The sequence below is a fragment of the Nitrobacter sp. CN101 genome, from assembly GCF_055390255.1.
The window spans coordinates 3,264,755-3,287,794 of the sequence record NZ_AP038833.1; the positions used below are offsets into that span (position 1 = coordinate 3,264,755).

Annotated in this window: 17 protein-coding genes and 1 pseudogene; 9 read left to right on the forward strand and 9 right to left on the reverse strand. The window is 61.2% G+C overall.

Features of this window, described 5'->3' with window-relative positions; translation table 11 throughout:
- The first annotated feature begins 324 nt into the window (after positions 1-324).
- The gene (locus tag ACZ5IL_RS16485) at positions 325-1,209 is read left to right on the forward strand and encodes a flagellar biosynthetic protein FliO (protein WP_464593148.1); all 885 of its coding nucleotides are present in this window, start codon (positions 325-327) and stop codon (positions 1,207-1,209) included.
- Complete coding sequence (gene fliP / locus ACZ5IL_RS16490) at positions 1,206-1,961, forward strand: flagellar type III secretion system pore protein FliP (RefSeq protein ID WP_079446195.1); 756 nt, start codon at positions 1,206-1,208, stop codon at positions 1,959-1,961. The genes ACZ5IL_RS16485 and fliP overlap by 4 nt, the downstream gene beginning before the upstream one ends.
- Positions 1,962-2,104: 143 nt before the next feature.
- On the opposite strand, the pseudogene ACZ5IL_RS16495 reads toward fliP, so the two are convergent.
- The 7 genes and pseudogenes from ACZ5IL_RS16495 to fliL form a co-directional block, all read right to left on the reverse strand.
- Positions 2,105-3,686: pseudogene (locus ACZ5IL_RS16495) on the reverse strand (alginate export family protein).
- 422 nt (positions 3,687-4,108) lie between these two features.
- Positions 4,109-5,638, reverse strand: a complete 1,530-nt coding sequence (locus tag ACZ5IL_RS16500; RefSeq protein ID WP_464593151.1) for an alginate export family protein — start codon at positions 5,636-5,638, stop codon at positions 4,109-4,111.
- Between the two features lie 996 nt (positions 5,639-6,634).
- A complete protein-coding gene (locus ACZ5IL_RS16505) occupies positions 6,635-10,363 on the reverse strand; it encodes an ATP-binding protein (protein WP_464593153.1) in 3,729 nt (1,242 codons plus the stop codon).
- Positions 10,364-10,626: 263 nt separating this feature from the next.
- Positions 10,627-11,430, reverse strand: coding sequence for a MotE family protein (locus ACZ5IL_RS16510; RefSeq protein ID WP_464593155.1), 804 nt, complete (start codon positions 11,428-11,430; stop codon positions 10,627-10,629).
- Positions 11,427-11,861 carry a DUF6468 domain-containing protein gene (locus tag ACZ5IL_RS16515; protein ID WP_464593157.1) on the reverse strand — a complete coding sequence of 145 codons (435 nt, stop codon included), beginning with the start codon at positions 11,859-11,861 and terminating at the stop codon, positions 11,427-11,429. The genes ACZ5IL_RS16510 and ACZ5IL_RS16515 overlap by 4 nt, the downstream gene beginning before the upstream one ends.
- Positions 11,858-13,063, reverse strand: a complete 1,206-nt coding sequence (gene fliM / locus ACZ5IL_RS16520; protein WP_464593159.1) for a flagellar motor switch protein FliM — start codon at positions 13,061-13,063, stop codon at positions 11,858-11,860. The genes ACZ5IL_RS16515 and fliM overlap by 4 nt, the downstream gene beginning before the upstream one ends.
- A 123-nt stretch (positions 13,064-13,186) precedes the next feature.
- Positions 13,187-13,678 carry a flagellar basal body-associated protein FliL gene (fliL, locus tag ACZ5IL_RS16525; RefSeq protein ID WP_464593161.1) on the reverse strand — a complete coding sequence of 164 codons (492 nt, stop codon included), beginning with the start codon at positions 13,676-13,678 and terminating at the stop codon, positions 13,187-13,189.
- Positions 13,679-14,195: 517 nt separating this feature from the next.
- Between fliL and flgF the strand changes: the two genes are divergently transcribed.
- The 6 genes from flgF to ACZ5IL_RS16555 all read left to right on the forward strand — a co-directional run bounded on the left by flgF (position 14,196) and on the right by ACZ5IL_RS16555 (position 20,380).
- A complete protein-coding gene (flgF, locus tag ACZ5IL_RS16530) occupies positions 14,196-14,963 on the forward strand; it encodes a flagellar basal-body rod protein FlgF (RefSeq protein WP_464593163.1) in 768 nt (255 codons plus the stop codon).
- Between the two features lie 12 nt (positions 14,964-14,975).
- Positions 14,976-15,764 carry a flagellar basal-body rod protein FlgG gene (gene flgG / locus ACZ5IL_RS16535; RefSeq protein WP_079446165.1) on the forward strand — a complete coding sequence of 263 codons (789 nt, stop codon included), beginning with the start codon at positions 14,976-14,978 and terminating at the stop codon, positions 15,762-15,764.
- Positions 15,765-15,775: 11 nt separating this feature from the next.
- Entirely contained in the window at positions 15,776-16,879 is a 1,104-nt protein-coding gene (gene flgA, locus ACZ5IL_RS16540) for a flagellar basal body P-ring formation chaperone FlgA (RefSeq protein ID WP_464593165.1), read from the forward strand.
- 5 nt (positions 16,880-16,884) lie between these two features.
- Positions 16,885-17,643 carry a flagellar basal body L-ring protein FlgH gene (flgH, locus tag ACZ5IL_RS16545; protein WP_464593167.1) on the forward strand — a complete coding sequence of 253 codons (759 nt, stop codon included), beginning with the start codon at positions 16,885-16,887 and terminating at the stop codon, positions 17,641-17,643.
- Between the two features lie 257 nt (positions 17,644-17,900).
- The gene (locus tag ACZ5IL_RS16550) at positions 17,901-18,188 is read left to right on the forward strand and encodes a hypothetical protein (RefSeq protein ID WP_464593169.1); all 288 of its coding nucleotides are present in this window, start codon (positions 17,901-17,903) and stop codon (positions 18,186-18,188) included.
- A gap of 323 nt (positions 18,189-18,511) precedes the next feature.
- Positions 18,512-20,380: a patatin-like phospholipase family protein gene (locus ACZ5IL_RS16555; protein ID WP_464593171.1), complete on the forward strand. Its 1,869-nt coding sequence runs from the start codon at positions 18,512-18,514 to the stop codon at positions 20,378-20,380.
- A 147-nt stretch (positions 20,381-20,527) separates the two neighbouring features.
- Here the strand turns inward: ACZ5IL_RS16555 and dksA are convergent, their stop codons facing one another.
- Positions 20,528-20,893 (reverse strand): RNA polymerase-binding protein DksA, encoded by a 366-nt coding sequence (gene dksA, locus ACZ5IL_RS16560; RefSeq protein ID WP_244553437.1) that lies wholly within the window; start codon positions 20,891-20,893, stop codon positions 20,528-20,530.
- A 259-nt stretch (positions 20,894-21,152) separates the two neighbouring features.
- Positions 21,153-21,566, reverse strand: a complete 414-nt coding sequence (locus ACZ5IL_RS16565) for a flagellar assembly protein FliX (protein WP_464593173.1) — start codon at positions 21,564-21,566, stop codon at positions 21,153-21,155.
- Positions 21,567-21,870: 304 nt separating this feature from the next.
- On the opposite strand from ACZ5IL_RS16565, the gene ACZ5IL_RS16570 reads away from it, so the two are divergent.
- Complete coding sequence (locus ACZ5IL_RS16570) at positions 21,871-22,995, forward strand: flagellar basal body P-ring protein FlgI (protein WP_464593175.1); 1,125 nt, start codon at positions 21,871-21,873, stop codon at positions 22,993-22,995.
- Positions 22,996-23,040: the final 45 nt, after the last annotated feature.

Here is a 23,040-nt window from a genome sequence, read left to right on the forward strand (position 1 = left end):
TGCCCCCTTCATGGTTAACAGCGGGTTAAGAACGGCAAAGCGGCTAATCTTGCCTAAGCCGGCTTTCCGCTCAGGCGCACATCAAAATCTCGGATTGCCCAGATACTTGCCACGAGTGCGTTAACCACCTTTGTTAACCGGAGCGGACGACGCGCAGAAGTTGTTTTGGTCTCTTCGATTCATAGGTTATTAAGGCTGTCGGCGGCAGTTTTTGCCGGGCGGGATTAATAGACTGGGCCAAGGCTCGATCGTCAGGGGAGGAATGCCGGAAGGCATTCGACGATCCGAAGCTGAATTAAAGGCGCTTTCTGTCAGGAACACAGCATGCAGGCAGTCACATTCGTCATCGCATTCATTGTGGTCCTGGCGCTGATCGCCGGGGCTGCCTGGCTCGTGCGGCGGTTCGCGGGAGATCGCCTCGGCGTCAATGCCAATCGCGGACGCATGCCCCGTCTGGCGGTGATCGATGCCGCCGCAGTCGACGGACGTCGGCGACTGGTCCTGGTGCGCCGGGACAATGTCGAGCACCTTCTGATGATCGGAGGACCGACCGACATTGTCGTGGAGCACAACATCGTTCGCGCCGCCAGCCCCGGACGCGATCAGGCTCCGCAACGCCCGTTATCGAACGTTGAAATGCCGAGGCTGCCACCGCTGGCCGAGACTGGCTGGATGGAGTCCGACGGCACTCGCTCCGATCCGCCCGGCCATCCCGAGCCTCCAATCGCGGAATCGCCTCCCCCGGCCCGCCCGCCCTTCACCGATGCCCCGCGCCGGCCGGTTGCCGCCGAACGCCGCAGCGATCCGTTGGCCGGTTTCACGCCCGAGCCCATGAGCCGAACCGACATTCGCGGCGCCCGTCCGGCGCGACAGGAACCAGTGATGCCGCCGCGTCCAGCGCCGCCTCCTGCGCCGACGCCCTCACCGTCTCCCTCTGCCTCCAACGCGGATCAAAATCTCGCGGAGATGGCGCAACGTCTCGAGGCCGCACTCCGGCGCCCGACGGGCGACAGCAAGCCTTCGGCCGCGGCGCCCGCGACCTCCGAACCACCGCCTCGTCCGCGCAGTACGGAAATTACACCCGGTCCCGCATCCCGTAGCGAATCGTCAGGGGCACCGCCGGTCGCCCCGCCCGGTCCGAAATCCGGGTTCGAGCACCTTGAGAACGAGATGGCGTCCCTGCTCGGGCGCTCGAAGTCCCCTTCGTGAGTGCGGCGACCCACCCGCGTAGAGTTTCATTCCTTCTCATTCTGATAGCCGCCGGATCGCTCACCGATCCGGCGTTCGCGCAGGATATCAGCATCAATCTTGGCGGCGCCGGCAACGGCGGCGTGAGCGAGCGTGCGATCCAGCTGATCGCGCTGCTCACCGTGTTGTCGATTGCACCATCGATTTTGATCATGATGACGTCGTTCACGCGCATCGTGGTGGTGCTTTCACTGCTGCGCACCGCGCTAGGCACCGCGACCGCACCGCCCAACTCCGTCATCATCGCACTTGCGATGTTCCTCACCGCCTTCGTAATGGGACCAACGCTGCAGAAATCCTACGACGATGGCATCAAGCCGCTGGTCGCCAACGAAATCACGGTTGAGGACGCTTTGCAGCGCGCGTCCGTTCCACTGCGCGGCTTCATGCAGAAGAACGTGCGGGAAAAGGATCTCAAGCTGTTCATGGATCTGTCCGGTGAGCCGCCGCCGGGTACGCCCGCTGAACTCTCGCTGCGCATTTTGATGCCGGCCTTTATGATCTCCGAACTAAAGCGCGCCTTCGAGATCGGATTCCTGCTTTTCCTGCCGTTCCTGATCATCGATCTCGTGGTGGCATCGGTCTTGATGTCGATGGGCATGATGATGCTGCCGCCCGTCGTTGTGTCGCTGCCGTTCAAGCTGATCTTCTTCGTTCTGGTCGACGGCTGGGCGCTGGTGGCCGGCAGTCTCGTGCAGAGCTACGGGACTTAAAGCGGTACGCGCTCTGGTGTTTGATGCCAGACTTGATCGCCTACTCTTTCCTCAATCAAGGAATGCTAGGGACGAAATTTCACACGGCAAAAAAATGGCGACCCACAGGGATATCGATATCTGCTGTTGGGCCGGCATGGTCTTTAGAAGAAGAAACTGGTCTGGAAATAGCCATAGAAGGTGTCGCCTGTGGGAGGCGCGTTGGGGGCGGTCTGCAGGAATCTGCCTTTGATCACGTAGTCAACGCCGGTATCGAGCAGCAGAGCGTCCGGGATGAACCAATACCGCAAGCGAGTCTCGATTTGCTGGCCGGCGAAGCTGCCGGATCGGCCAGTACGGTCCCGTACCCCTGACGCGGCGAAGCTGTCGGTGGGATTTTCCAGGAAGAGCGGGCGGTAGGCGACGTACGCATCCCAGATCGGGCTCGGCGTAATCTCAAAGCGCACCGCCGGCGAAATCATATTGGACCGCTGCGCCAGCCCGTAAAGACTGGTTGGGCCGAGTTCCCACCGCCGAGCGCCAAACAGGGTGTCGAAGCGGGTGTAGGTATTGGGATTACTGCTGTCGCCACTGGCGTGATCGTATTGCACCACGATTCGCGGGAGCCACTTTGTGTTGAAGGTATAGCCCGCCTGCGCATGAATGAAGTAGGCCGAGACCTCGAGGTCGCGCCTGTCGGTGACGGCGGTTGTATCCCGGGCCAGACCGGTCTGATAGTCCGCCTCGACCTCGTAGTCCCACTGCTCAGGCTTCGGCGCCCGCCATAGCCGGAAACCGGGGGTGAACAAGCGACGGTTCCGGGTCTGAACCGCTCGAAGGCCGGTCCCGGAATCCTGCTCGTACAGGCCGTAGCCATAGACTTCCAACGATCCGCCCAACACGTTCGCGAAGGTGTAGGTACTGCCGAAGAACTGCAGGTCCAGATTTTCCCGGTCGATCACAATCGCATTGTCGAGGATGCCCGCCATGTCGCTGGGCAACCGGGTGTGAGGCATGGTCCAGAGCAGGGTCATCTGATCCTTGTTCGCACCCTGCCAGTCGAAGACGGCGCCAGTGAAGGCGTTGATGGCGTTACGGTAGTCGTTACGCGCCACGAGGCGGCGCGACCCGATGTCCCTGATGAACCGGCCGGCGGGTAAGGCTGCTCTTCGAGCCATCGCCCGTGGCGTCGGAAAGATCGAATTTGAGATAGGCTTGGCCGAGTTCGAGGGCGTTCACCTCCGTTGTGGAGGCCGACGAGTTCGGTTTCTCCAAATAGCCGCGGCTGTCCAACAGCTCCGCGCCGATCTTCACCTTGTGGCCGGTATCGTACTCGGCGAAAATGTTGGTGCGGAAAGCCGCCAACACATCATCGGACGCGACAGGCGCCGGACGGAACTGGTTGTTGATTCCTTCTATGCGGGAACGGAACATGCCGCCGATCTTAAGATTCTCGGGTCTTCCTAGTGCGTCGTAGAGTGAGAATACCGGGTTCGACGTGGTCGGCTTGAAGTAGGGCCACGTCAGCGCCTGAATTTGGACTTCCGACCACTCCTGAGCGTCAGCATTCGCCCAGTAGTTCGGGACTTGGGCATGACCCTGGCCCGCTTCCGCCTGCCGACCCGCTTGGGACTGAGCCGCAACTTGTGCCTGCGCAGGATTCGATGGGATGGCGACAAGCAGGACGGTGGACAGCAAAGCCAGTCCTGCTGTCGAGCCGAGGAAAGAACTCTTCATCAAATTCATACCAAACCCCATGTTGCTCTGTCATGGCGGGCTCGGATTCCGCTGAGTTGCAACATTCGAAAAACGTTACGCGTAGTCGTTAACTGATCGCAGCCGTGGGGGCGCTCCTCATTAACGAGGAACGCGCGCGACCACCCATAACAGCGATCATCTAAAAACAGGACGACTCAGGATGCCCCCGGCCGATAGCCTATCGATATGTTTCTCGCCATAAATCGTATATTGCGGTGTCAACATGCAGACGCATCATAATAGTCGATTTTCGAACGAGTGCTTGGCGCGGTTGAAGTTCCAAACAAGAGATATCGACACACGAGCGCGAACAGGTACGGCGCGGGGCTCGGAAGATGCGAGCGATGCCTCGAACATATTCTTGCGCGGAATCCACAGGCATTTGCTGTTGGGCCGGCACGGTCGTTACTTTAAAAGAAGAAGCTGGTCTGGAGATAGCCGTAGACGGTGTCGGCCGTGTTGGGTGCGTTGGGAGCGTCCTGCAGAAACCGACCTTTAAACAAATAGGCTGCCCCCGTTTCGAACAGCATGGCATCGGGAACAACCCAGTATCGCAGGCGAGCCTCGATCTGCTGGCCGGCGAAGTTCCCGGATCGGCCGGTGCGGTCCCGTACCTGGGTTTGGCCGAAGCTGTCGGTGCGATCCGCCAGGAAAAGCGTGCGGTAGGCGAAGAAGGCATCCCAGATCGGGCTCGGCGTGACCTCGAAGCGTATCGCCGGTGAGATCATGTTGGATCGCTGCAGCGGCCCGTAGAGGTCGACTGGGTTGTATTCGCGGCGGACGCCGAACAGACTGTCGAAACGGGTGAAGGTATTAGGGTTTCTGCTGTCGCCGCTACCGTGATCGTATTGCAGCGCGACCCGCGGCAGCCAGGGCGCAGCGAAGGTATAGCCCGCCTCGCCATGGAAGAAGTAGGCCGACACCTTGAGGTCGCGCGTGTCGGTGACGGCAGTTGTCTCCCGGGCGAGACCCGTCTGGTAAATCGCCTCGAAATCGTAGTCCCACTGCCCGGGCTTCTTCGCCCGCGCCAGCCGCGCGCCGGGAGTGAACAGGCGACGGTTCCGGGTCTGCACCGATTGCGGACCCGTTGTCCCAGTATCCTGCTCGTACAGGCCGTAGCCATAGACCTCGAACGATCCGCCGAACACCTTCGCGAAGGTATAGGAACCGCCGAACAGTTGAAAGTCCGGGCTCTCCGAGTCGAACTCGATCGTATTGTTGCGGATGCCGCGTGTGTCATCGGGCAACCGCGTCTGCGGCATGGTCCAGAGCAGGGTCATCTGATCCTTGTTCGTGCCCTTCCAGTCGTAGGACAGACCGGTGAAGGAGTTGATGGTGTTGCGCATTAAATTGCGCGCCACGAGGCGGCGTGAGCCGATGTCCTTTGTGAACCGGCCAGCGGTGAGACTGCTCCTCGAGCCATCGTGCAGGACATCGGAGAGATCGACGTTAAGATAGGCTTGGCCGAGTTCGAGGGCGTTCACCTCATTGGTGGAGACCGCCGAGTTTCGCGGCTCTCCGTAGCCACGGCTATCAAACAGCTCCGCGCCGATCTTCACCGTGCCGAGATTGTATTCGGCGAAAATATTGGTGAAGAACGAGGCCAAATAGTCATCGCGCGCGGCAGGCGCCGGACGAAATTGGTTGGCGAGCCCTTCACCACGGGAGCGAATAGAGCCGTTAATCGTGAGATTGTCGGGTCGTCCGAGTGTGTCGTAGAGCGAGTACAGCGGCGTTGGCGTGGTCGCCTTGAACTGAGGCCAAGCTTGCGGCTTCGGCTCGGCATCTCCGTTCTGGGCTACGGCATGGCCATGGCCAGGCCCCTGGCCTTCGTCGCCCTGTGCATGCGCAAGATTCGAAGGAATGGCGACAAGCAGAACGGTGGACAGGAAAACCAGCCTTGCCGTCGAGCCGAGGAAAGAACTCTTCATATAACTCATATCACCCCCCAAGTTGCTCTGTCATAGCGGGTTCGGATCCGCTGAGCCGCAACATTCGAAAAATGGTTCGCGCAGTCCTTGATCGACGCAGCCGTCCGCGCATGCCGCACACTCCTCATCAATGAGGAACGATGCGACGACTCAAAAACGATGATCATCTAAAGTAGGAAGACGCCTCAATCCGATAGCTTGTCGATGTGTCTATCGGAATATTTCGTATTGTATGATGCCGAGGTTGTATGGTGTCAACGCGCAGAGAGCATCAAACAAAACATAAGAATACTTCTGACTCCATCATAAGCGGAGAAAGAAGATCTTGAGTGCGCAAAGGCGGCTGCACAGAATTCTGTACCGCCTTGCAGCTTCGCATTTTGGCTTCAATTAAAGACAAACTTGATAGCGGTGTCATCGCTTGTCGTAGGACTGCATTCGACAGCAGTCGATCTCGACGGAGTGCTCGACTCGATTGAAATCCACGCATCAAACAGGAGATGGAGCATCGCTTCTCACTCCATCAAAAGCGAAAGAATATCTTGAGTGCGCAAGGGCGGTTGCACAGAATTCTATACCACCTCGCGATTTCGCTTCGGGCATCAATTGAAGGAAAACATGATGGTGGTGTCATCGTTTGTCGTGGGACTGCGTGCGACAGCACGTCGATCTCGACGAAGCGCTCGACGCGATTGAAATCCACACATCAGAGATGGAGCGTCGCTTCTCACTTCATCAAAAGCGAAAGAAGATCTTGAGTGCGTTCTGATCTACCTTCGCCTCTTCCGGCGACAGCGGCCTTCGTCGTCGCGCCGAAAAGAGCCCGATCTCGTTCCCGCAGGATCGCGCGCTCGCGACGATAGACGGCGTTGATCGCTCCGTCTGCGCCGTCCGCTTCTTCCATGCGTCCTTGAATATCGAGCGGGCGGTAGGGACGAAAGCATCCCATTCGTCCAAGTCTGCCTGCTCATGCGGCGGTGACCCCGTCTCGGGTATACGCATCCGTCAGCGTGATGCCTCGGCGCGCTCCGATCCGACGATCTGCGGCAGCGTGCCCGTGGGAGACGGATCTGCCGCTGCTTCTTCGGGCGGCGGTGACGTTTTTGTCATCATGTCGGGAAAGCGCGATTTCATTTCGCGCAGAAAGCCACTCAGCGTATCCACCTTCGCCGCCATCTTGGCGATCTGCTCGAATTCGGCGCTGTTGCCTGCCGCCGGCTTGCTGGCGGTATCGAAAGCGACCTTATCGGCGCTGCCGTTCATCAGCGGTGCATATTTTTCGCGGAAGCGCGCAAGCCCAAGCGCGTCCTCGGAAAGCGCGTAGCCGATGACAGCGCGAATGATGTCGCTCTTCTCGTTCGGCTTGAGCGGTTTGAAATCGCGCCAGCGCTCGCCGTAATAAAGCTCGATCTGTTCGGACGCCTCGCGCCAGCGCCGAGACGCCCAGTAAATATCGGACCGCAGACGAACCGCCTCACGCCCGGCGAGATTTGAGATGATGTCGAGCGCGAGATCACGGCGGCCGACATCGCTCTGCGCGCGCGCTTCGAGCAGCAAGCGCTGCTGACGTAATTCACCGGCGAGATCCGCGATCCGCGTCGTGCGAAGTGCGGCGATTGCCCGGTCCGGCTTGCGGTTCATCAGATAGACCATTGCCAGCCGCGCGGCGACCTGCGCGCGCGCTGCACCCTCCAGCCGATGATCGATCTGGTATTGCAGGAGTTCGCCCGCCTGATCGAGCAGATCGAAGGCGACCAGACGATCCGCGAGCCGGCGGATCATCTCGTCGCCGCGACGGCCAATCGGAGTCAGGTCGCGAAAGTCGTAGAACATCGCCAACGCATCGACCGGCGGAAGATTGCCGCCTTTCGTGCTGAGGAAGAGCTGGGCGAACAGCGCCGCCGCGTCATCCTGAATCTGGCGCGACACCGCGGAGTCCGGTTCCAGCCGCGTGGCCGTCCTTGACGCCGCCAGCGCCTCCGCATAGCGGCCGGTATCGATGTAGAGCGCCATCAGCATTTTCAGCGTCTGCACTTCCAGCCTATCGCCGCGCCACATCACCGACAGCGTTTCGAGATCGCACAGCGCATCTTCCGGTTTGATCTCGTTGCGCTTCTGTCGCAACGCGATGTTGTGAAGCTGCGCCTCGGTCGCGGCTTCGCGGTCCGGCGAGACCATCACCTCCTTGTACTGAGCAAGCGCATCCTTGTCGCGCCCGAGCGCTTCCGACAGCCGTCCGCGCATGACTGTAATCCGGGGCTTCAACTCGTCGGGAATGCCGAGCGCGTCGAGATCACTGCTGCACGAAGCGACCCCGGAAAAATCCCCGACCTCAAGCGAGGCTCGCATCGCAGCAGTGACGATCGCGCGCTGCAAATCGATTGGCAATACCGATATGGCGAAATGAGCGTTCTTGAACTTCTCCCGTGCTTCCGCCCACTTATGCTGCTGCGCGAGCGCAAGTGCCTTCCAGAGTTGAGAATCGTAATCGGCTCCGATCGCCGGATTAGCGAGATCCCGCATAGCCGACGCCGTATAGTTCGTCAGCGAACTCGCAACTGAATGTACGATCAGCAGAACCGGATCTTCCTGTCCGGGATTCCGTTCGGACAATGCGAGGTCAAGAACCGCCCTGGCTTCGTGATAGAAGCCGCGCGCCATGTAGAACCGGGCGAGGTCGATCCGTGCAGTGGTCCGCGCATCATCGTCACCCGCCGTCGACGCGGCGTCGACCAGTTCATCGAGCCGCTTGAAGAGATCGGCCTTGCTGTCCTTCTGCCATTGCTCGACATCGAAGATCGGCTGCGCCGCGGACGCCGCACGCTCGGGCGCGGCATTGGCCGCCGACAGGGTAAGACCGCCCCGTCGGGTCACCGTGACCTTGTCGGAGGCGACCTCGACGGCAATATCATCGGACTTGGGCTCGACCACCACGCCATGGATCGATTCACCCAGCGAAAACTCCACGAATTGCTGACGCCTGATAAAGCCGCGCGCCGGCGGCAGCGCGGTCACGACCATCAGGGCAGTGCCCGAGTCGGGATCGACGATCCGGTGCAGCTTGCCGGGGCCTGCGAGCGGCACAGTGACGCTTGCGTGAGCCCGATCGATCACATTGCGCTGTGCATAAAGCGCGCGCGATGGCTGTTGTACGGCATCGGCAAACGTCACGATCCAGCTCTCGCCCGCCGCAGCGGATGCAGAACCCTTCGAGTCTCCGGCCGAGAGAGAGGCCAATTGCGGACGAGCCAGGCGGATACGAATTGCCTGCCCGTTGTTCAAGGAACGACGATCGATGTCGGTGATGAGCGGCCCGCCCTCCTTTTGGATCGCGTCGGTATCGATCGGCTGCTCGGAATCGAACACCAGCCACACCGTATCGGCCCGCCGAAACAGCGCGGCCGGTGCCGGCGCGCCGAATCCGAACGTCAGACGAAAACCCTCGGTGCGTCTCTCAGCGTCGAGGGTCACAGCGTCACGCGCGATTGTCTTTCTTGATGGCGCCGGAGCGATCGCAGGCTCTGACGCCGCCGCGGCCTTTGCGGAGTCCTGCTTGATGGAAATATTTTCTGCTGGCTTCTCCTCTGCCGGCTTCGATTCTGAAGCGTCCGCCGTTGAAGGAGCGGTAGAGGGCGCTGCGGCGGCAACCGGCTTTTCGACCGGAGACTGAACAGACGCGAGAGGTGCAGCGATAGCCGGCGCGGCTTCGGAAGTTTTTGCCGCCGGCGCGGGTTTGACATCAGACGCCGGAGGCCGAACCGTCAGCCGGGCTTGCTCCGCAATCGTCTGAGAGGTCGGCGGCGGAATCTCGGCTGCCTTTCCGGCGGAAGCGCCCTGCGGCCGAGCTTCGGTTGACGCGAGCGGCACCGGCAGTATCGGTTTGCCGGCCTGCTGAAAGCCGATATCGACGATGTAGTTCTTCTCTTCACGAAACGAATGCACATCGACATCGCCGATCAGCTTTATTTCGATCCGCGAGCCCTCGCCGTCGACCTTCTGCGCGATCGAGCCGACATTGGCCGGCGCCACCAGTTTCGCATCCGCCAGATCGAACGTCAGCGCAGGCTTGAACAGCAGCGCAAGCGTTTGCTCATTGAGGTTGGAAGATACGCCGCTGCCGTCCGGCAACTCAAAAACATAGCGCACAAAGGTCGGCTGCAACGAAGCGCGCACGCGAACCGGCGACCGCTTCTTCGCCGCTTCGAGGCTGCGCTGTTCGCGCAAGGCGCGCTCGGCGGCGCGGGCACGTTCCGCCAGTTCTCGAACCACCTCCTGCGGCAATTCAGGCGGCGGCCCCTTCCAGCCGTCAGGCATCAAATCGATGAAGACGCGCTCGCCGGCGGTCATCGTATTGACGGTGACCTTGCGCGCCAGCGCCAGACGAATGGCCGAACCATCCGGATCGCGGCGCGCCGAGCCGACATAGTCCGGTACCGCGTCCGAGATCCTGTCGACGGGAATATCCACCGGCCGCTTGAATCGGATCAGAAGGACGGTGCCCGCCACCGTCACCTCTGAATCGACGTCATCCTCGAGCGTAAGCACGAGGCGCGCGAAACCGTTCGCCGCCACAAAGCTCGCCTCTCCCTGGACCACCTGCGCGCGACTTGCATCGGGAAACGCCGCGGCCAGCAGCAGCACGGCTGTCGCGACCGCCGGAATAAAGTCGCGCCGAAGCCGCCGCGCGCAAGCGCGCGCTTGCGACCAACATCGAGCGGCAATCGTCCGCGCCATTCCAGATAGTCTCTCGACTCGGATACGTGACCGGACGCTCGCACGCCGGTCAGACCGAACACTAGGATTGTGGAATTAAGGACTTGTTAAACAACGATCCTCGTGGAGTGAATTTAACGTTCGCTACCCACGTCGCAGCAAAGCCGGCAAGCGAATGTCAAATTCAAAACTCCATTGGAAACCCAATAGTTGCTAGCGGTCCTTTGATTCTAACCTTCGCAAGGAGGTTCGCTGAAGCAGAATGCGAATATTAGAACGGACCACTAGTTGTGAGTCTGCTGCGTCGGCTGACCCTCGATCTTCGGAAGATTGGAGGCCGCAGTGGCGTTGCCACCGCTCGCACGGCGCGCCAGTTCAACCGTCAATCGTTCCGCAGCCTCTGGAGACATCTGACCGAGAATCTCCGACATCTTGCGCGGCGCGATCTTCGAGGCGATCTCGAACAGTACCGGCATTTCCAGCCGGTCAAACACCTTGGCCGCTTCCTTCGGCTTCATATTCTCGTACATCGTCACGAGACCCTTGAAGCGGGCAATCTCGGCCTCGTTCTTCTCCTCGGTCGCGGTCGCGATCCGCGCTTCGATGCCCTTCATCTGCTCGACGCGGCCCTGGATACGATGTTCAGCGGCTTGCAAGAGGCTTTCGCGAATGTCAATTTCACGAGCACGCGCTTCGATTTCCTGTCGCCGGCTCTGAAGGCGCTCGAGGATGGCCCGCTCGGAGGGCGACACAGACTGACCCGGCTCGGGGAGAGTGCCTACCTTCGCCACTCCCGGCGTGTCTGCTGCCTGGGCGGGTTCTTCGTGCTTCGCCTTATCTTCTCCCGCACTGTCCTTGGCGGCGGCGTCTTTGTTCTTCGCCTCGACCGATCCGGTGATGTCGCCCGCGTCCGGAGCTGCGCCTGGAAAGTTCAAATTCTCCTGCGCCCATGATGGACGGGATGAATCCCGCCGGACATCGAAGACATAGCCGCCGTCGATCACGAGCCCCGCGACCTTGAGCACCGCAAGGCCGAAGATCGCAGCCGCTACGACGGGAATGACCCGGATGTCCCTGAAAGCACTCATGCAGCGAGGCCGTTCGTCCTTTTGCGTTCGGAAAATGCCCGCGCCGCGGCTGCGACAGAGCGGGCATCGCTCGTCACGGCGTCCGGTTCCGGGGCCGCCGGCGGGCGCGCCGCAAGCGCGATCCTGGTCAACCGCCGCATGACGGCATCGCCCTCAGCCAGTTGCTTCGCCAACTGTCGCGACAAATCGGTGGCCAACGAAATCTGGTTACCGAGATTGTCGTTGACGTCACGCACGGTGTGCTTCAGCCCGCCGATGGCGCGCTCGGCGATCTCGGTCGCCGTGATCAGTTCGCTGATCGTCGCCTTGAGCGATTGTTCATCCGACCTCAGCCGCTTCAGCCGCTTGTTCAGTAGCATGCAGTAACCGATTGTCAGAACGAGAAGAACCGCAACAAGGCTCTCGATCGCTAATCCGAAAGAGTGGTTCATTGGGCCTCCATCATCTTGGTCTGCTCGTCCGCTCTCTCGAACATGGCGAAGGTGGTGTTCGGTTTGCGCAAATGTCTCGACACGCGAATGGCGACGCGGTCGCCGACCCGTCCCATGCGGCCTTCGGTGAGCGTAACGCTGCCGCACCGAACCGCCACTGACGCATCAGGCCGCATTTCAAGCGCAAGGGTGTCGCCGACCTTCAGAGTCATAAGCTGCTTGAGCGGGATTTCGGCCTCATACAACACAGCGTCCACGGCGATCTGCGCCTGCGATATCTCGGTGGCGAGGTGGCTTTCCCAGATCGGATCACGGCCGAACTTTTCACCCATGAACATCTGCAACAGAACGTTGCGGATCGGCTCAATGGTGGCGTAGGGAAGCAGCAGTTCGATGGTGCCACCACGATCTTCCATGTCGATCCGCAGCCGGACCAGGATCGCCGCATTGGCCGGACGGGTGATCGCCGCGAACCGCGGATTGGTTTCGAGACGGTCGATCGAAAACGACACCGGCGAAAGCGGCCGGAACGCCTGCTCCGCGTCGGCCAGAACGACTTCCACCAGCCGCTTTACCAGATTGGTTTCAATCGTCGTGTAGGGTCGCCCTTCGATGCGGAGCGAGGTCTGGCCGCGACGGCCACCCAGCAACACGTCGATCATGGAGTAGATCAGGCTGGAATCCACCATCGCCAGCCCGAAGTTCTCCCACTCCTCGGCCTTGAACACGCTGAGCACCGCCGGCAGAGGTATCGAGTTCAAGTAGTCGCCAAAGCGGACCGAGGTGATGCGGTCAAGCGAGACCTCGACGTTGTCGGACGTGAAATTGCGCAGCGACGTCGTCATCAGCCGCACCAGGCGGTCGAACACGATCTCCAGCATCGGCAGGCGCTCATACGACACCATCGCCGAGTCGATGATCGCCCGAATGCCCGAATTGTCGTCGACGTTGATCTCGCCGACGCTAAAGCCGAGCAGGTTGTCGATTTCCTCCTGCGACAGAACCCGCTCGCCGCCGTTTTTGCCGCTGCCGAAATCGCGGCCGCCGTCGTCGACCATGGCGGCCCATTGTGCCGCCATCGCTTCCGTGAGTTCATTCGCGGCAGCGGACTTCGCCGCTTCGGCTGGATCCTCCGAGTCGAGCGAGGCCTCCCACTGGGCTGCGATTGCATCCTGATCAATTTGATCACTATCGTCCGACATGATCCCGTTTCCGCGCTAGCGCCCGTTTCCGAAGTTCATTTCTTGGGGTGCCGCTTGCGATTTGAAGCTCCTGATACGAGCTTGCGGCAAATGATATAGCAACTTCAAAAACAGCGGCACTTCTCACTGGATGACGACTTCCTTGAACAGCACCGCATTGACACGATCGGGCGAGATCACAGCATTCACGCGTTTGGTCAGTTCTTCCTTCAGGCGGAACAACCCGGCTGAACCGTTGAGATCACTTGGACGCAATTCGCGCATATAAGTCTGAAACAGATCGGTAACCCGCGGCAGTGCCGGCTTGATCTTCTCGACCTGCGGCTCCTCCTTCACCTCAAGAACGACCTTCACTTTCAGATATTGCACCCGCTCTCCGGGCGCGCCGACCAGATTGACCAGCATGTCCGGTATGTCGACGAAGGACGGCGGCTTCGGCGGCGGCGCTTCGGCAAGTTGCTCGCCGTCGTGATGGCGGAATAAAAAGAACCAGATGCTGCCGCCGGTGACGAAAATCAGCAGCACGGCGCCGACCGCGACAATCAGCTTGAACCTTTTCTTGGCCGGCGACGCGTCTCGATCTGCCGCTTTTTCAGCCTGATCATTCTCTGCCATCGTCAGCTAGCCCTTTCACCCAGGGTCGGTCCGAGGCCGCCGAGCAGGCTGGATACGCAGAACAGATGCCGCCGGCGCACACGCGCCCTATTGCCTTGACACTAGTGCCCGGACCCGAAGCTCGTCGCTCCCGCAACGGCTAGCGAACTTCGAATTCGACGTTCACCAGCATCCATTCTGGTGTGTTTTGGTCAGAAGTTCGCTTTCGAGGTAGTGGCGAAAATGCGGAGAACTTCTGGGCTGCCACACTAGGTACGCAATGGTTAACGGAACCTTTCTTTTAACCATAACTAGGAAGATTTTGCCGGGCCGATATGGTCAACAGGGCCTTAATTACCCGGTCCCCCACCGGGCGGATTTCAATAAACGACTGATAATCCATCGCTTCTGAAGCTGGCACGGCTTTCGCTATCCCTTTCTTGAACCGCAGGCTTGGGAGAGCCTCGAGGTTCGATCGATCCGGTGTCGCGGCCTGGGAGGGCTTTCTTCACACGGATTCTCAAGGGGAGAACCACCGATGGAGAATACGCTCCTCATCGGACTGTCGCGGCAGATGATGCTCGAACGGCGGATAGACGTCATTGCGAACAACGTCGCGAACGTCAACACCAACGGTTACAAGGCCGACCGCTCGCTGTTCGAGGAATACCTGATGCCGGGAGCGCACGAAGACAACTTCGTCGGCCGCGACCGCCGCGTAAGCTTTGTCCAGGACCGCGCCACCTTCCACGACTTCGCCGGCGGCCCGACCGAGCAGACCAAGAGCCCACTCGATGTCGCGATCGACGGCAATGCGTTTCTGGTGGTGCAAACGCCGAACGGCGAGCGTTACACCCGCGACGGCGGACTACAGCTCAATTCACAGGGACAACTGGTAACGGCATCGGGCTTTCCGGTGCTCGGCTCCAACGGCCCGATCAGGTTCCAGCAAACCGACCGTGACATTACGATTTCCGCCGACGGCACCGTGACCGTGATCGAGGGCATCAACAACGCGACCAACTCGATCCGCGGCACGCTGCGGCTAGTCTCCTTCCCGCAAGCCCAAAAGCTGATCAAGGAGGGCTCCAACCTCTACGCCGCGGGCGCAGGCAATTCCGCTCAGCCGGATACGAACGCACAAGTCCATCAGGGTTTCATTGAGCGCTCCAACGTCAATGCGGTGACCGAGATGAGCCGCATGGTCGAGGTGTCCCGCGCCTACACGCAGATGGCGACGCTGTTGCAGCAGCAAACCGATCTGCAACGATCCGCCATCGAAAAACTCGCCGACGTTCCGGCATAAGGAAACCACATCATGCGTGCTCTCTATACCGCAGCAACCGGAATGGCGGCTCAAGAACTAAACGTTCAGGTCATCTCCAACAATATCGCGAACCTGCGCACCACCGGTTACAAGAAGCAACGGGCCGCGTTTCAAGACCTCATCTACGACCACGTCCGCCGCGTCGGCGCGCAGGCATCAGCTCAGGGCACCATATTGCCCGTGGGCATCGATCTCGGCGGCGGCGTGAAAACAGTCGGAACGCCGCGGCAGATGAGTCAAGGCACGCTGTCGCAGACCGGCAACGATCTCGACATCGCCATTCGCGGCGAAGGCTTCTTCAAGATCCAGATGCCGGACGGCACCTTTCAGTATACTCGCGACGGCACGTTCCAGATGGACAACCAGGGTCGCATCGTCAATGCACAGGGCAATCCGGTGCAGCCGACAATCACGATTCCCCAAAACTCCGCAGGCATTACCATCAACGCGCAGGGCCAGGTCTCGGTGACGCTGCCGGGACAGACCACTCCGACGGTGCTTGGCCAGATCGGCCTGACCCGCTTCATCAACAAGGCGGGCCTGCAGCCGGTCGGCGACAACAACTTCAAGGAGACCCCCGCCTCCGGTCCGTTCCAGGACGGCATCGCAAACATCGACGGCTTCGGCGACATGCAGCAGTCGAACCTTGAGCAGGCCAATGTCGAGGTGGTCTCTGAAATCTCCGATCTGATCGCCGCGCAACGCGCCTACGAGATGAACGCCAAAGTCGTCAGCGCCGCCGACCAGATGCTGCAATCCGCAGCCGCGCTGTTCCGCTAAGGAGACTGATCATGGCCGTCCGCTCCTTTCTCATCGCTGGCGCGCTGCTGGCGGCGTCCATTCCGGCGCTGGCCGGCAATGACGTGGCTCCGCGCCGCGTCGTCCTGGCGAGCACGATGCAGACCGCGGCCGCCATTCCGGCCCCTGTGCTTCGCGGCCATGTCGACATTACAGACGAGGTGGTGAGAATCGGCGACCTTGTCGATAACGCCGGTGACGCAGCGCAGGTTGCGATCTACCGCTCTCCCAACCCCGGCACCACAGGCAGCCTGTTGGCTACGCAGGTGCTCGATGTTCTCCGCGCGCATCAGGTGATCGGCGTCGAGACGCACGGCATCCGCAACGTCGCGGTGACACGGCTCGCGCGCACCCTCGAACCGGACGACGTCGAATTGCGGATCGCGGTCGCGCTCGAACACCGCAATGGGCTTGGCGACGCCAAGAACCTGCTGCTGACCTTCGATAAGGATTTTACGGCAATCCATCTCGACGCCGCAAACAACGGCGCCATCAATCCGATGGTAACCCGGTTCGACCCGCGCAACGGTCGCTTCGACGTCACACTCGAGGTCGGCAACGACTCCGGCGCCGCACCGGCCCGCCTCCGCTTCACCGGAGTCGCCGTCGAGACTGTCGAGGCCGCGGTGCTGGCTCGCGACGTGGACCGTAACGCCCAGCTGAAATTTTCGGACATCGTCATGGAGCGTCGTCCCAAGGCCGAGGTCGGCCACGATGCCGCGAGCCGCGACCACGCCGTCGGGATGCAGATGCGGCGGCAGATGCGCGCCGGTCAGGCGCTGCACGGCGCCGACCTGGCCAGGCCAGACCTTGTGCAACGCGACGAGGCGGTGACCCTGATCTACCAGGCCGCGGGAATTTATCTCACCGTGCGCGGCCAGGCGACCGAAGCCGGCACCGAGGGGGACATCGTCACTGTTCTCAACCTGCAATCGAAGCGCACCGTGTCCGGCGTGGTGGTCGGGCGAGGTCAGGTGTCGGTGTCTCCCATCACGCCGGTCGCACCACGCAAGCTGGCGAGCGCCGAGCCGTCGGCAGCGGCAACAGCCCACATCTCCGCCCAGAACGGCGCGCCCACATCTTCAAAAGCCGAGTAACGTTCATGTTGAAGTTCGCGCGCATCAACCGCATCGTCCTAACCGGCACATTGCTAGCGGCCGCCGGCCTCGCCAGCGGATGCTCGTCCATCGATCGCCTTTCGCAGATCGGCGAGTCACCCAAGCTGACCGCGATCGACAATCCGACGACGCAGCCCGGCTACAAACCCGTTCAGATGCCAATGCCAAAACCGGAGACGGTGTCCTACAACGCCAACTCGCTGTGGCGGAACGGCTCGCGCGCGTTCTTCAGGGATCAGCGCGCGGCGCGGGTCGGCGATCTTCTGACCGTGACCGTGAACTTCACCGACAAGGCCAACATCGCCAACCAGACCCAGCGCAGCCGCACCAGCAAGGAAGATTCCGGCATCACCGATTTCATTGGCAGCAAAACCATCGGCAATCCAGCAACCGCGATCCTGCCTGGCCGTATCCTGACCACCGACTCCACCTCATTAAGCGACGGCAAGGGCTCGGTCCAACGTCAGGAGAACTTGCAGACCAGCGTCGCCGCGGTCGTGACGCAACTGCTGCCGAACGGCAATCTCGTGGTCGAAGGCAAGCAGGAAATCCGCGTCAACAACGAAATCCGCGAATTGATCGTCGCCGGCATCGTGCGACCTGAGGATATCCAGAGCGACAACACTATCGATTCAAGCAAGATCGCGCAGGCCCGCATCGCCTACGGCGGCCGCGGCCAGATCAGCGATGTCCAGCAGCCGCGCTACGGTCAACAGGTGATGGACGTGCTGCTGCCGTTCTAGATTCTCGAGAGCTCCCCACCGGATCGCGATCCCAGGCGCGAGACGGCGACGACCCCGGCGATGCCATGCATCGTTCGGGGGATGCGGCCTCCGGCGGCTCCCCTGCCGGAGGCCGTGTCTATCTTCGAGAACAGAGAACAGGCCTTGTTCGTTCGCTGACGAGCAGCGAATTTTTAATGAACCCTTGGTCTGTGCGTCGCACTTGCGATGGCTATATATCCGTGACATTCCGCAAGTCGAGACTGCCGGAGCGTCCAATGACCCTCGCCGTCCGAATCCTGCTTGTCGTTGCCGCCTGCCTGATCGGCTTGTCCGACACGGCACAGGCGCGCCACCGGCACCGCCCTGTCTACACGCTCATGCCTTCAGCGCCCATTATCGTGATGCCAGCGCCCTCACCGCGCCTCAGCACCGGCGGGGTCAATATGCCGGGCGTGCCGAACACAACGTGGCCTGGAACTATCGGCACAGGCGCCGTGCCAAGCGGCCTGCGTGGCGACAGCCCAACCACGCCGGGATTTCCCGGCAGGGTCGGGCGCGACTAGAACAGAGCGAAGGTTCAGCCGCTGGGTTCGAAGGTTAAGTCCTCGGGGTCAAGCCGGGGAAAGGATGGGATTTTGGGTTCGCCGCAGCGCGTCACGCGTGCGACGTTAGAGCATGATCCCGAAAAGTGGGCACCGGTTTTCAGACAAGATCATGCTCAATGAAAGAATAAAACAGAGTTTGATTCAACGCGGTTGAATCGGACTCTAGGGAGCGGATTCCACATTCGCTTCACGTTGCCGCAAACCCTGTGGGCAAGTGTCAAAATCAGAGCTTTTGCCGCAACGGAATGCAATGCTTAAACGAACCAATAGGAGTTGCGGTATTGACGCCAAAACCCGATCCCGATCTTCAGCAACGCGACGCGCTGCTCCAGACCGTGCTTCGCGACTACTTTGCGTCCGACAACGCTGCGATCCTGAACACCATCCGGTCCGAGGCCGAATATGTCGATCTCGTCTCCGGCGAGATTCTGCTGCGCCAAGGCGACATCAGTGACGACGTGTACTTCGTTCTGTCGGGACGGCTGCACGCCTTTTCCGAGACAGACTCCGGCGCAAGAAAAATTCTCGGCGAGATCGGGCGCGGTGAAACCATAGGCGAGCTCGCGCTGTTCACCGGCGAGCCACGCTCGGCAACCATCTTGGCGGTGCGCGATACGCTGCTGGTCAAAGTAACGCGCGCGATGATCGAGCGCGCAATCCTGCAACATCCGGAAATCGAAATGTCGATGATGCGGGTCGTGATCCGGAGATTCCGCGAGCGCGAGCGACAAGCGCCGCTGGTGCCAGTGAACATCTGCATCCTGCCAGTCACGTCCGGGGTGGAGTCCGCCGATTTCGCGCGAAGCCTGCGTAACGCGCAAGCCGCAAAGGCCGGGTCGGTGACGGTCGTCACCGCCGATGACGTCGCCAGACACTTCGGGATCACTCGGGACCCCTCGTCTGAACAGCGCAACGATGCGCTTGCCGGCTATATCGACGAAATCGAGGCTCAGAGCCGCGGCGTGTATCTTGCCGCCGACGGAGGCGACACCGCATGGACCCGGTTTTGCCTCCGTCATGCCGACGAGGTGCTGCTGCTCGCCGACGCCGACCACGATCCCGGTCTCTCGGCTATCGAGCAGGCTTTCCTGTCGCCCGCCGCTCCCATTTCGATCGCGCGACAGACGCTGGTTCTGCTGCACAAGGCCGATACGACAATCCCCACCGGCACGGCGCGTTGGCGGAACGCGCGGCCGGATGCGCGGCACTTTCACATTCGCCCGCAATTGCCTGCGGACATGCGTCGGCTCGCTCGCATCGTATCCGGACGCGGTGTCGGACTTGTGCTGTCGGGCGGAGGCGCGCGCGGTTTCGCTCATCTCGGCGTCATCAAGGCGCTGGAAGAGGCGGGCATTCCCGTAGACATGCTCGGCGGCAGCTCAATCGGCGCGGTCATGGGGATGGTACTGGCGCTCGGGCGCAACGCGGATGAAGTCGCAGCCGCCGTCCGAAAGGCGTTCCTCGAACACCCGAGGGGAAACGTCACCGGCGACTACAATTTCATTCCGCTGGTATCGCTGATCAAGGGTGCGCGCACGCGAAGCGCGATGACGCAGGCCGTGCGCGATGCCACAGGCCGGGACGCAATCGACAGCGAGGATTGCTGGACCACCTTCTTCACTATCGCGTCAGACTTTTCGGCCGGTAGCGAAGCCGTCCTGCTGCGAGGCGACCTGACCCGCAACGTCGGCGCAAGCTACGCAATACCCGGCGCGCTGCCGCCGGTCTTCGTCGGCGGGCACATGATGTATGATGGCAGCACGTTCAACAATTTCCCGGTCGACGTGATGGCTCGGCTCGGCGCCGGTCGCATCATCGGCGTCGATCTCTCGGTCGATCGCGGGCAGGTGTTCGACATTGACTGCGTTCCTGGAACGCTCGCCTTGCTGCGCGACAAACTGAAACCGCGTGCGAAGCGACGTTACCGTCTGCCGAGCGTGCCCGAGACGATGCTGCGATCATCCTTCATCACTTCGATCTCCAAACAAAAGGAGATGGGAAAGTTCACCGACCTGTTGTTCCAGCCTCGCGTCCCCGAGTGCCGCTTGCTGGACTGGAGCCGCTTCGACGAGATGGTCGCCGCCGGCTACAGCCAGGCCCGGCAGATGCTGGCCGACCTGACCGATGAGCAGCGGGAGATGTTCAGGTAAACCGTTGCCGGCGAGCCGCCAGCGATTATTCTGACGCGTTTTCTTGCGCCGAACCGGTACTATCGTGTCGAACACCAGGACATGCTTCGCTCGAGAACTCACGCCTATACCGCGGCCCGCGCTGCCAAGGCATCGGCGCCGCCTGCCCTACTCGTCCCGATAAATCTTTTCCCGCTTTTCGTGGCGCTCCTGAGCTTCGACAGAAAGCGTCGCGATCGGCCGCGCTTCGAGCCGCTTCAGCGAGATCGGCTCGCCCGTTTCCTCACAATAGCCATAGGTATTGTCTTCAATTCGCTGCAAGGCAGCGTCAATCTTGGAGATCAGCTTCCGCTGCCGGTCACGGGCTCGCAGCTCGATGGCGCGGTCGGTTTCCGAGGACGCACGATCGGCGAGGTCGGGAAGGTTGACGTTCTCTTCCTGAAGAGTCTGCAGCGTAACCTTCGATTCGCGGAGGATATCGTCCTTCCATGCCAGCAACTTGGCGCGAAAATATTCGCGCTGGCGCTCGTTCATGAAAGGCTCTTTTTCGGAGGGCCTGTAGTTCTTCAACTTTTCCAAATGCATTCCTGCTCGGTGCAAGGCACCGGACGGACGGCCCGGCTGCGGCGGAGCTTATATAGCGGCCGTTTGTGACAGACAATATCGTCGCACCAAAACCCATCCTTGACAGCTCGGGACTTCCGCGTTCCTGCTTCCCTTGCCCGATGTGGAACCCGGTCTGCGCCGCGTATCGAGGCCATATTTTCAACGTTCCATCGCGTCCCGGCTGCTTTCAGAATTGCCCCGCCTTGGCCAGTTCCACCTCGACGCGCAATTCAATTTCAGCCAGGACCGCGTCGAGACCGGCATCACCGGAGGACGATTTCAGCTCGGCGGCGGCAGCGCGCAGCCGGATCACGGTTGACGCGTCGAAGTTGCCGGAAAGCAGCCCGATTTTGAGATCGTCGAGCACATCCAGCGCGCCCCTGCCCCGCTGTACCGAGCGCTTGCGCCGCTCCGCCGGATCGTCTTCGACGCCCTGCAACGCCAGCAATGCATCGATGGTGGCAGGCGCCTTCGGCGCGGCCGGAGCCCTGCTTTCCGTTGTAGCGGCCGGGTCCGGCAGAGAAAATTCACTTCCGCCCATTCGCCGCGCGGACGAGGCCTGCGTTCCCGGCGTTGTGCCGTTCGGTCCGTAAATTCGCATCGATCATCTCGCCCGAATATTGATGGCGCGCCATGCCGGCCAAGGAGTGCGCGCCGGATGACTCCAGCAAGAGGAACCGTGGGCCGTTATGGTTAACGAAGCGTGAATGCCCGGCAAATTCTGCCGACGCGGGCAACTTCGCCACCCCTCCCGCCTGCGCAGCTTTATCCACCACACCGATCTTCCAACGATATCAATATTATATGCCATGCGCCGCGATGGCACGAACCTCGCATAGTTAACGGCGGATGATCGTCATGGGAGTGGCGGCCAGCCGGACCGAACCCTCAGCGGGGAGCAGAGGATGCCTGGCGTTGGTATTTCAAGGATTGTCCGGATCGCCGTCGCGGCGCTTGTCGCGCTGCCGCCGCTGGGCATGCCTGCGCACGCGACCTCACGGATCAAGGACCTCGCGAATATCGAAGGCGTGCGACAAAACCAGTTGATCGGTTACGGCCTCGTGGTCGGCCTTAACGGCAGCGGCGACACCCTCAACAATATTCCTTTCACCAAGCAATCGCTGCAGGCGATGCTGGAACGCATGGGCGTCAACATTCGCGGCGCCACCATCCGAACCGGCAACGTCGCGGCCGTCATGGTGACCGGCAACCTGCCCGCCTTCGCCACCCAAGGCACCCGCATGGACGTCACGGTCTCGGCCATGGGCGATGCCAAAAGCCTGCAAGGCGGCACCTTGCTCGTCACGCCGTTGCTCGGCGCCGACGGCAATGTTTATGCGGTGGCGCAGGGCTCGCTTGCGATCGGCGGCTTTGCTGCTGAAGGCGCCGCCGCGAGCGTCACCAAGGGCGTGCCAACCAATGGGCGAATCGCCAACGGCGCCATCGTCGAGCGCGAGATCGAATTCGCACTGAACCGGATGCCGAATGTCCGGCTGGCGCTGCGCAACGGCGACTTCACCACCGCCAAGCGCATCGCCGCCGCAGTCAACGATTTCCTCGGCACGAAGACGGCCGAACCGATCGATCCGTCCACGGTGCAACTCTCCATCCCAGGGGAATACAAAGGGAACGTCGTCGCGCTCCTGACCGAGATCGAACAGTTGCAGGTCGAGCCGGACATCGCAGCAAAGATCATTATCGACGAACGTTCCGGGATCATCGTGATGGGACGCGACGTCCGCGTCGCCACCGTCGCGGTAGCGCAAGGCAACCTCACCGTGTCCATTTCCGAAAGTCCGCAGGTCAGCCAGCCTAATCCGCTGGCACGCGGGCGAACGGTGGTGACACCGCGCACAGACGTCGGCGTGAGCGAGGACGGCAAGAAACTCGCGCTGGTCAAGAACGGCGTCTCGCTTCAGGAGCTTGTCGACGGACTCAACGGCCTCGGCATCGGGCCACGCGACCTGATCGGCATTCTACAGGCGATCAAGGCGGCCGGCGCAATCGAAGCCGATATCGAGGTGATGTGATGGAAGCTCACACTGCCAATGACCTGATAACCACCGCTTATCGCA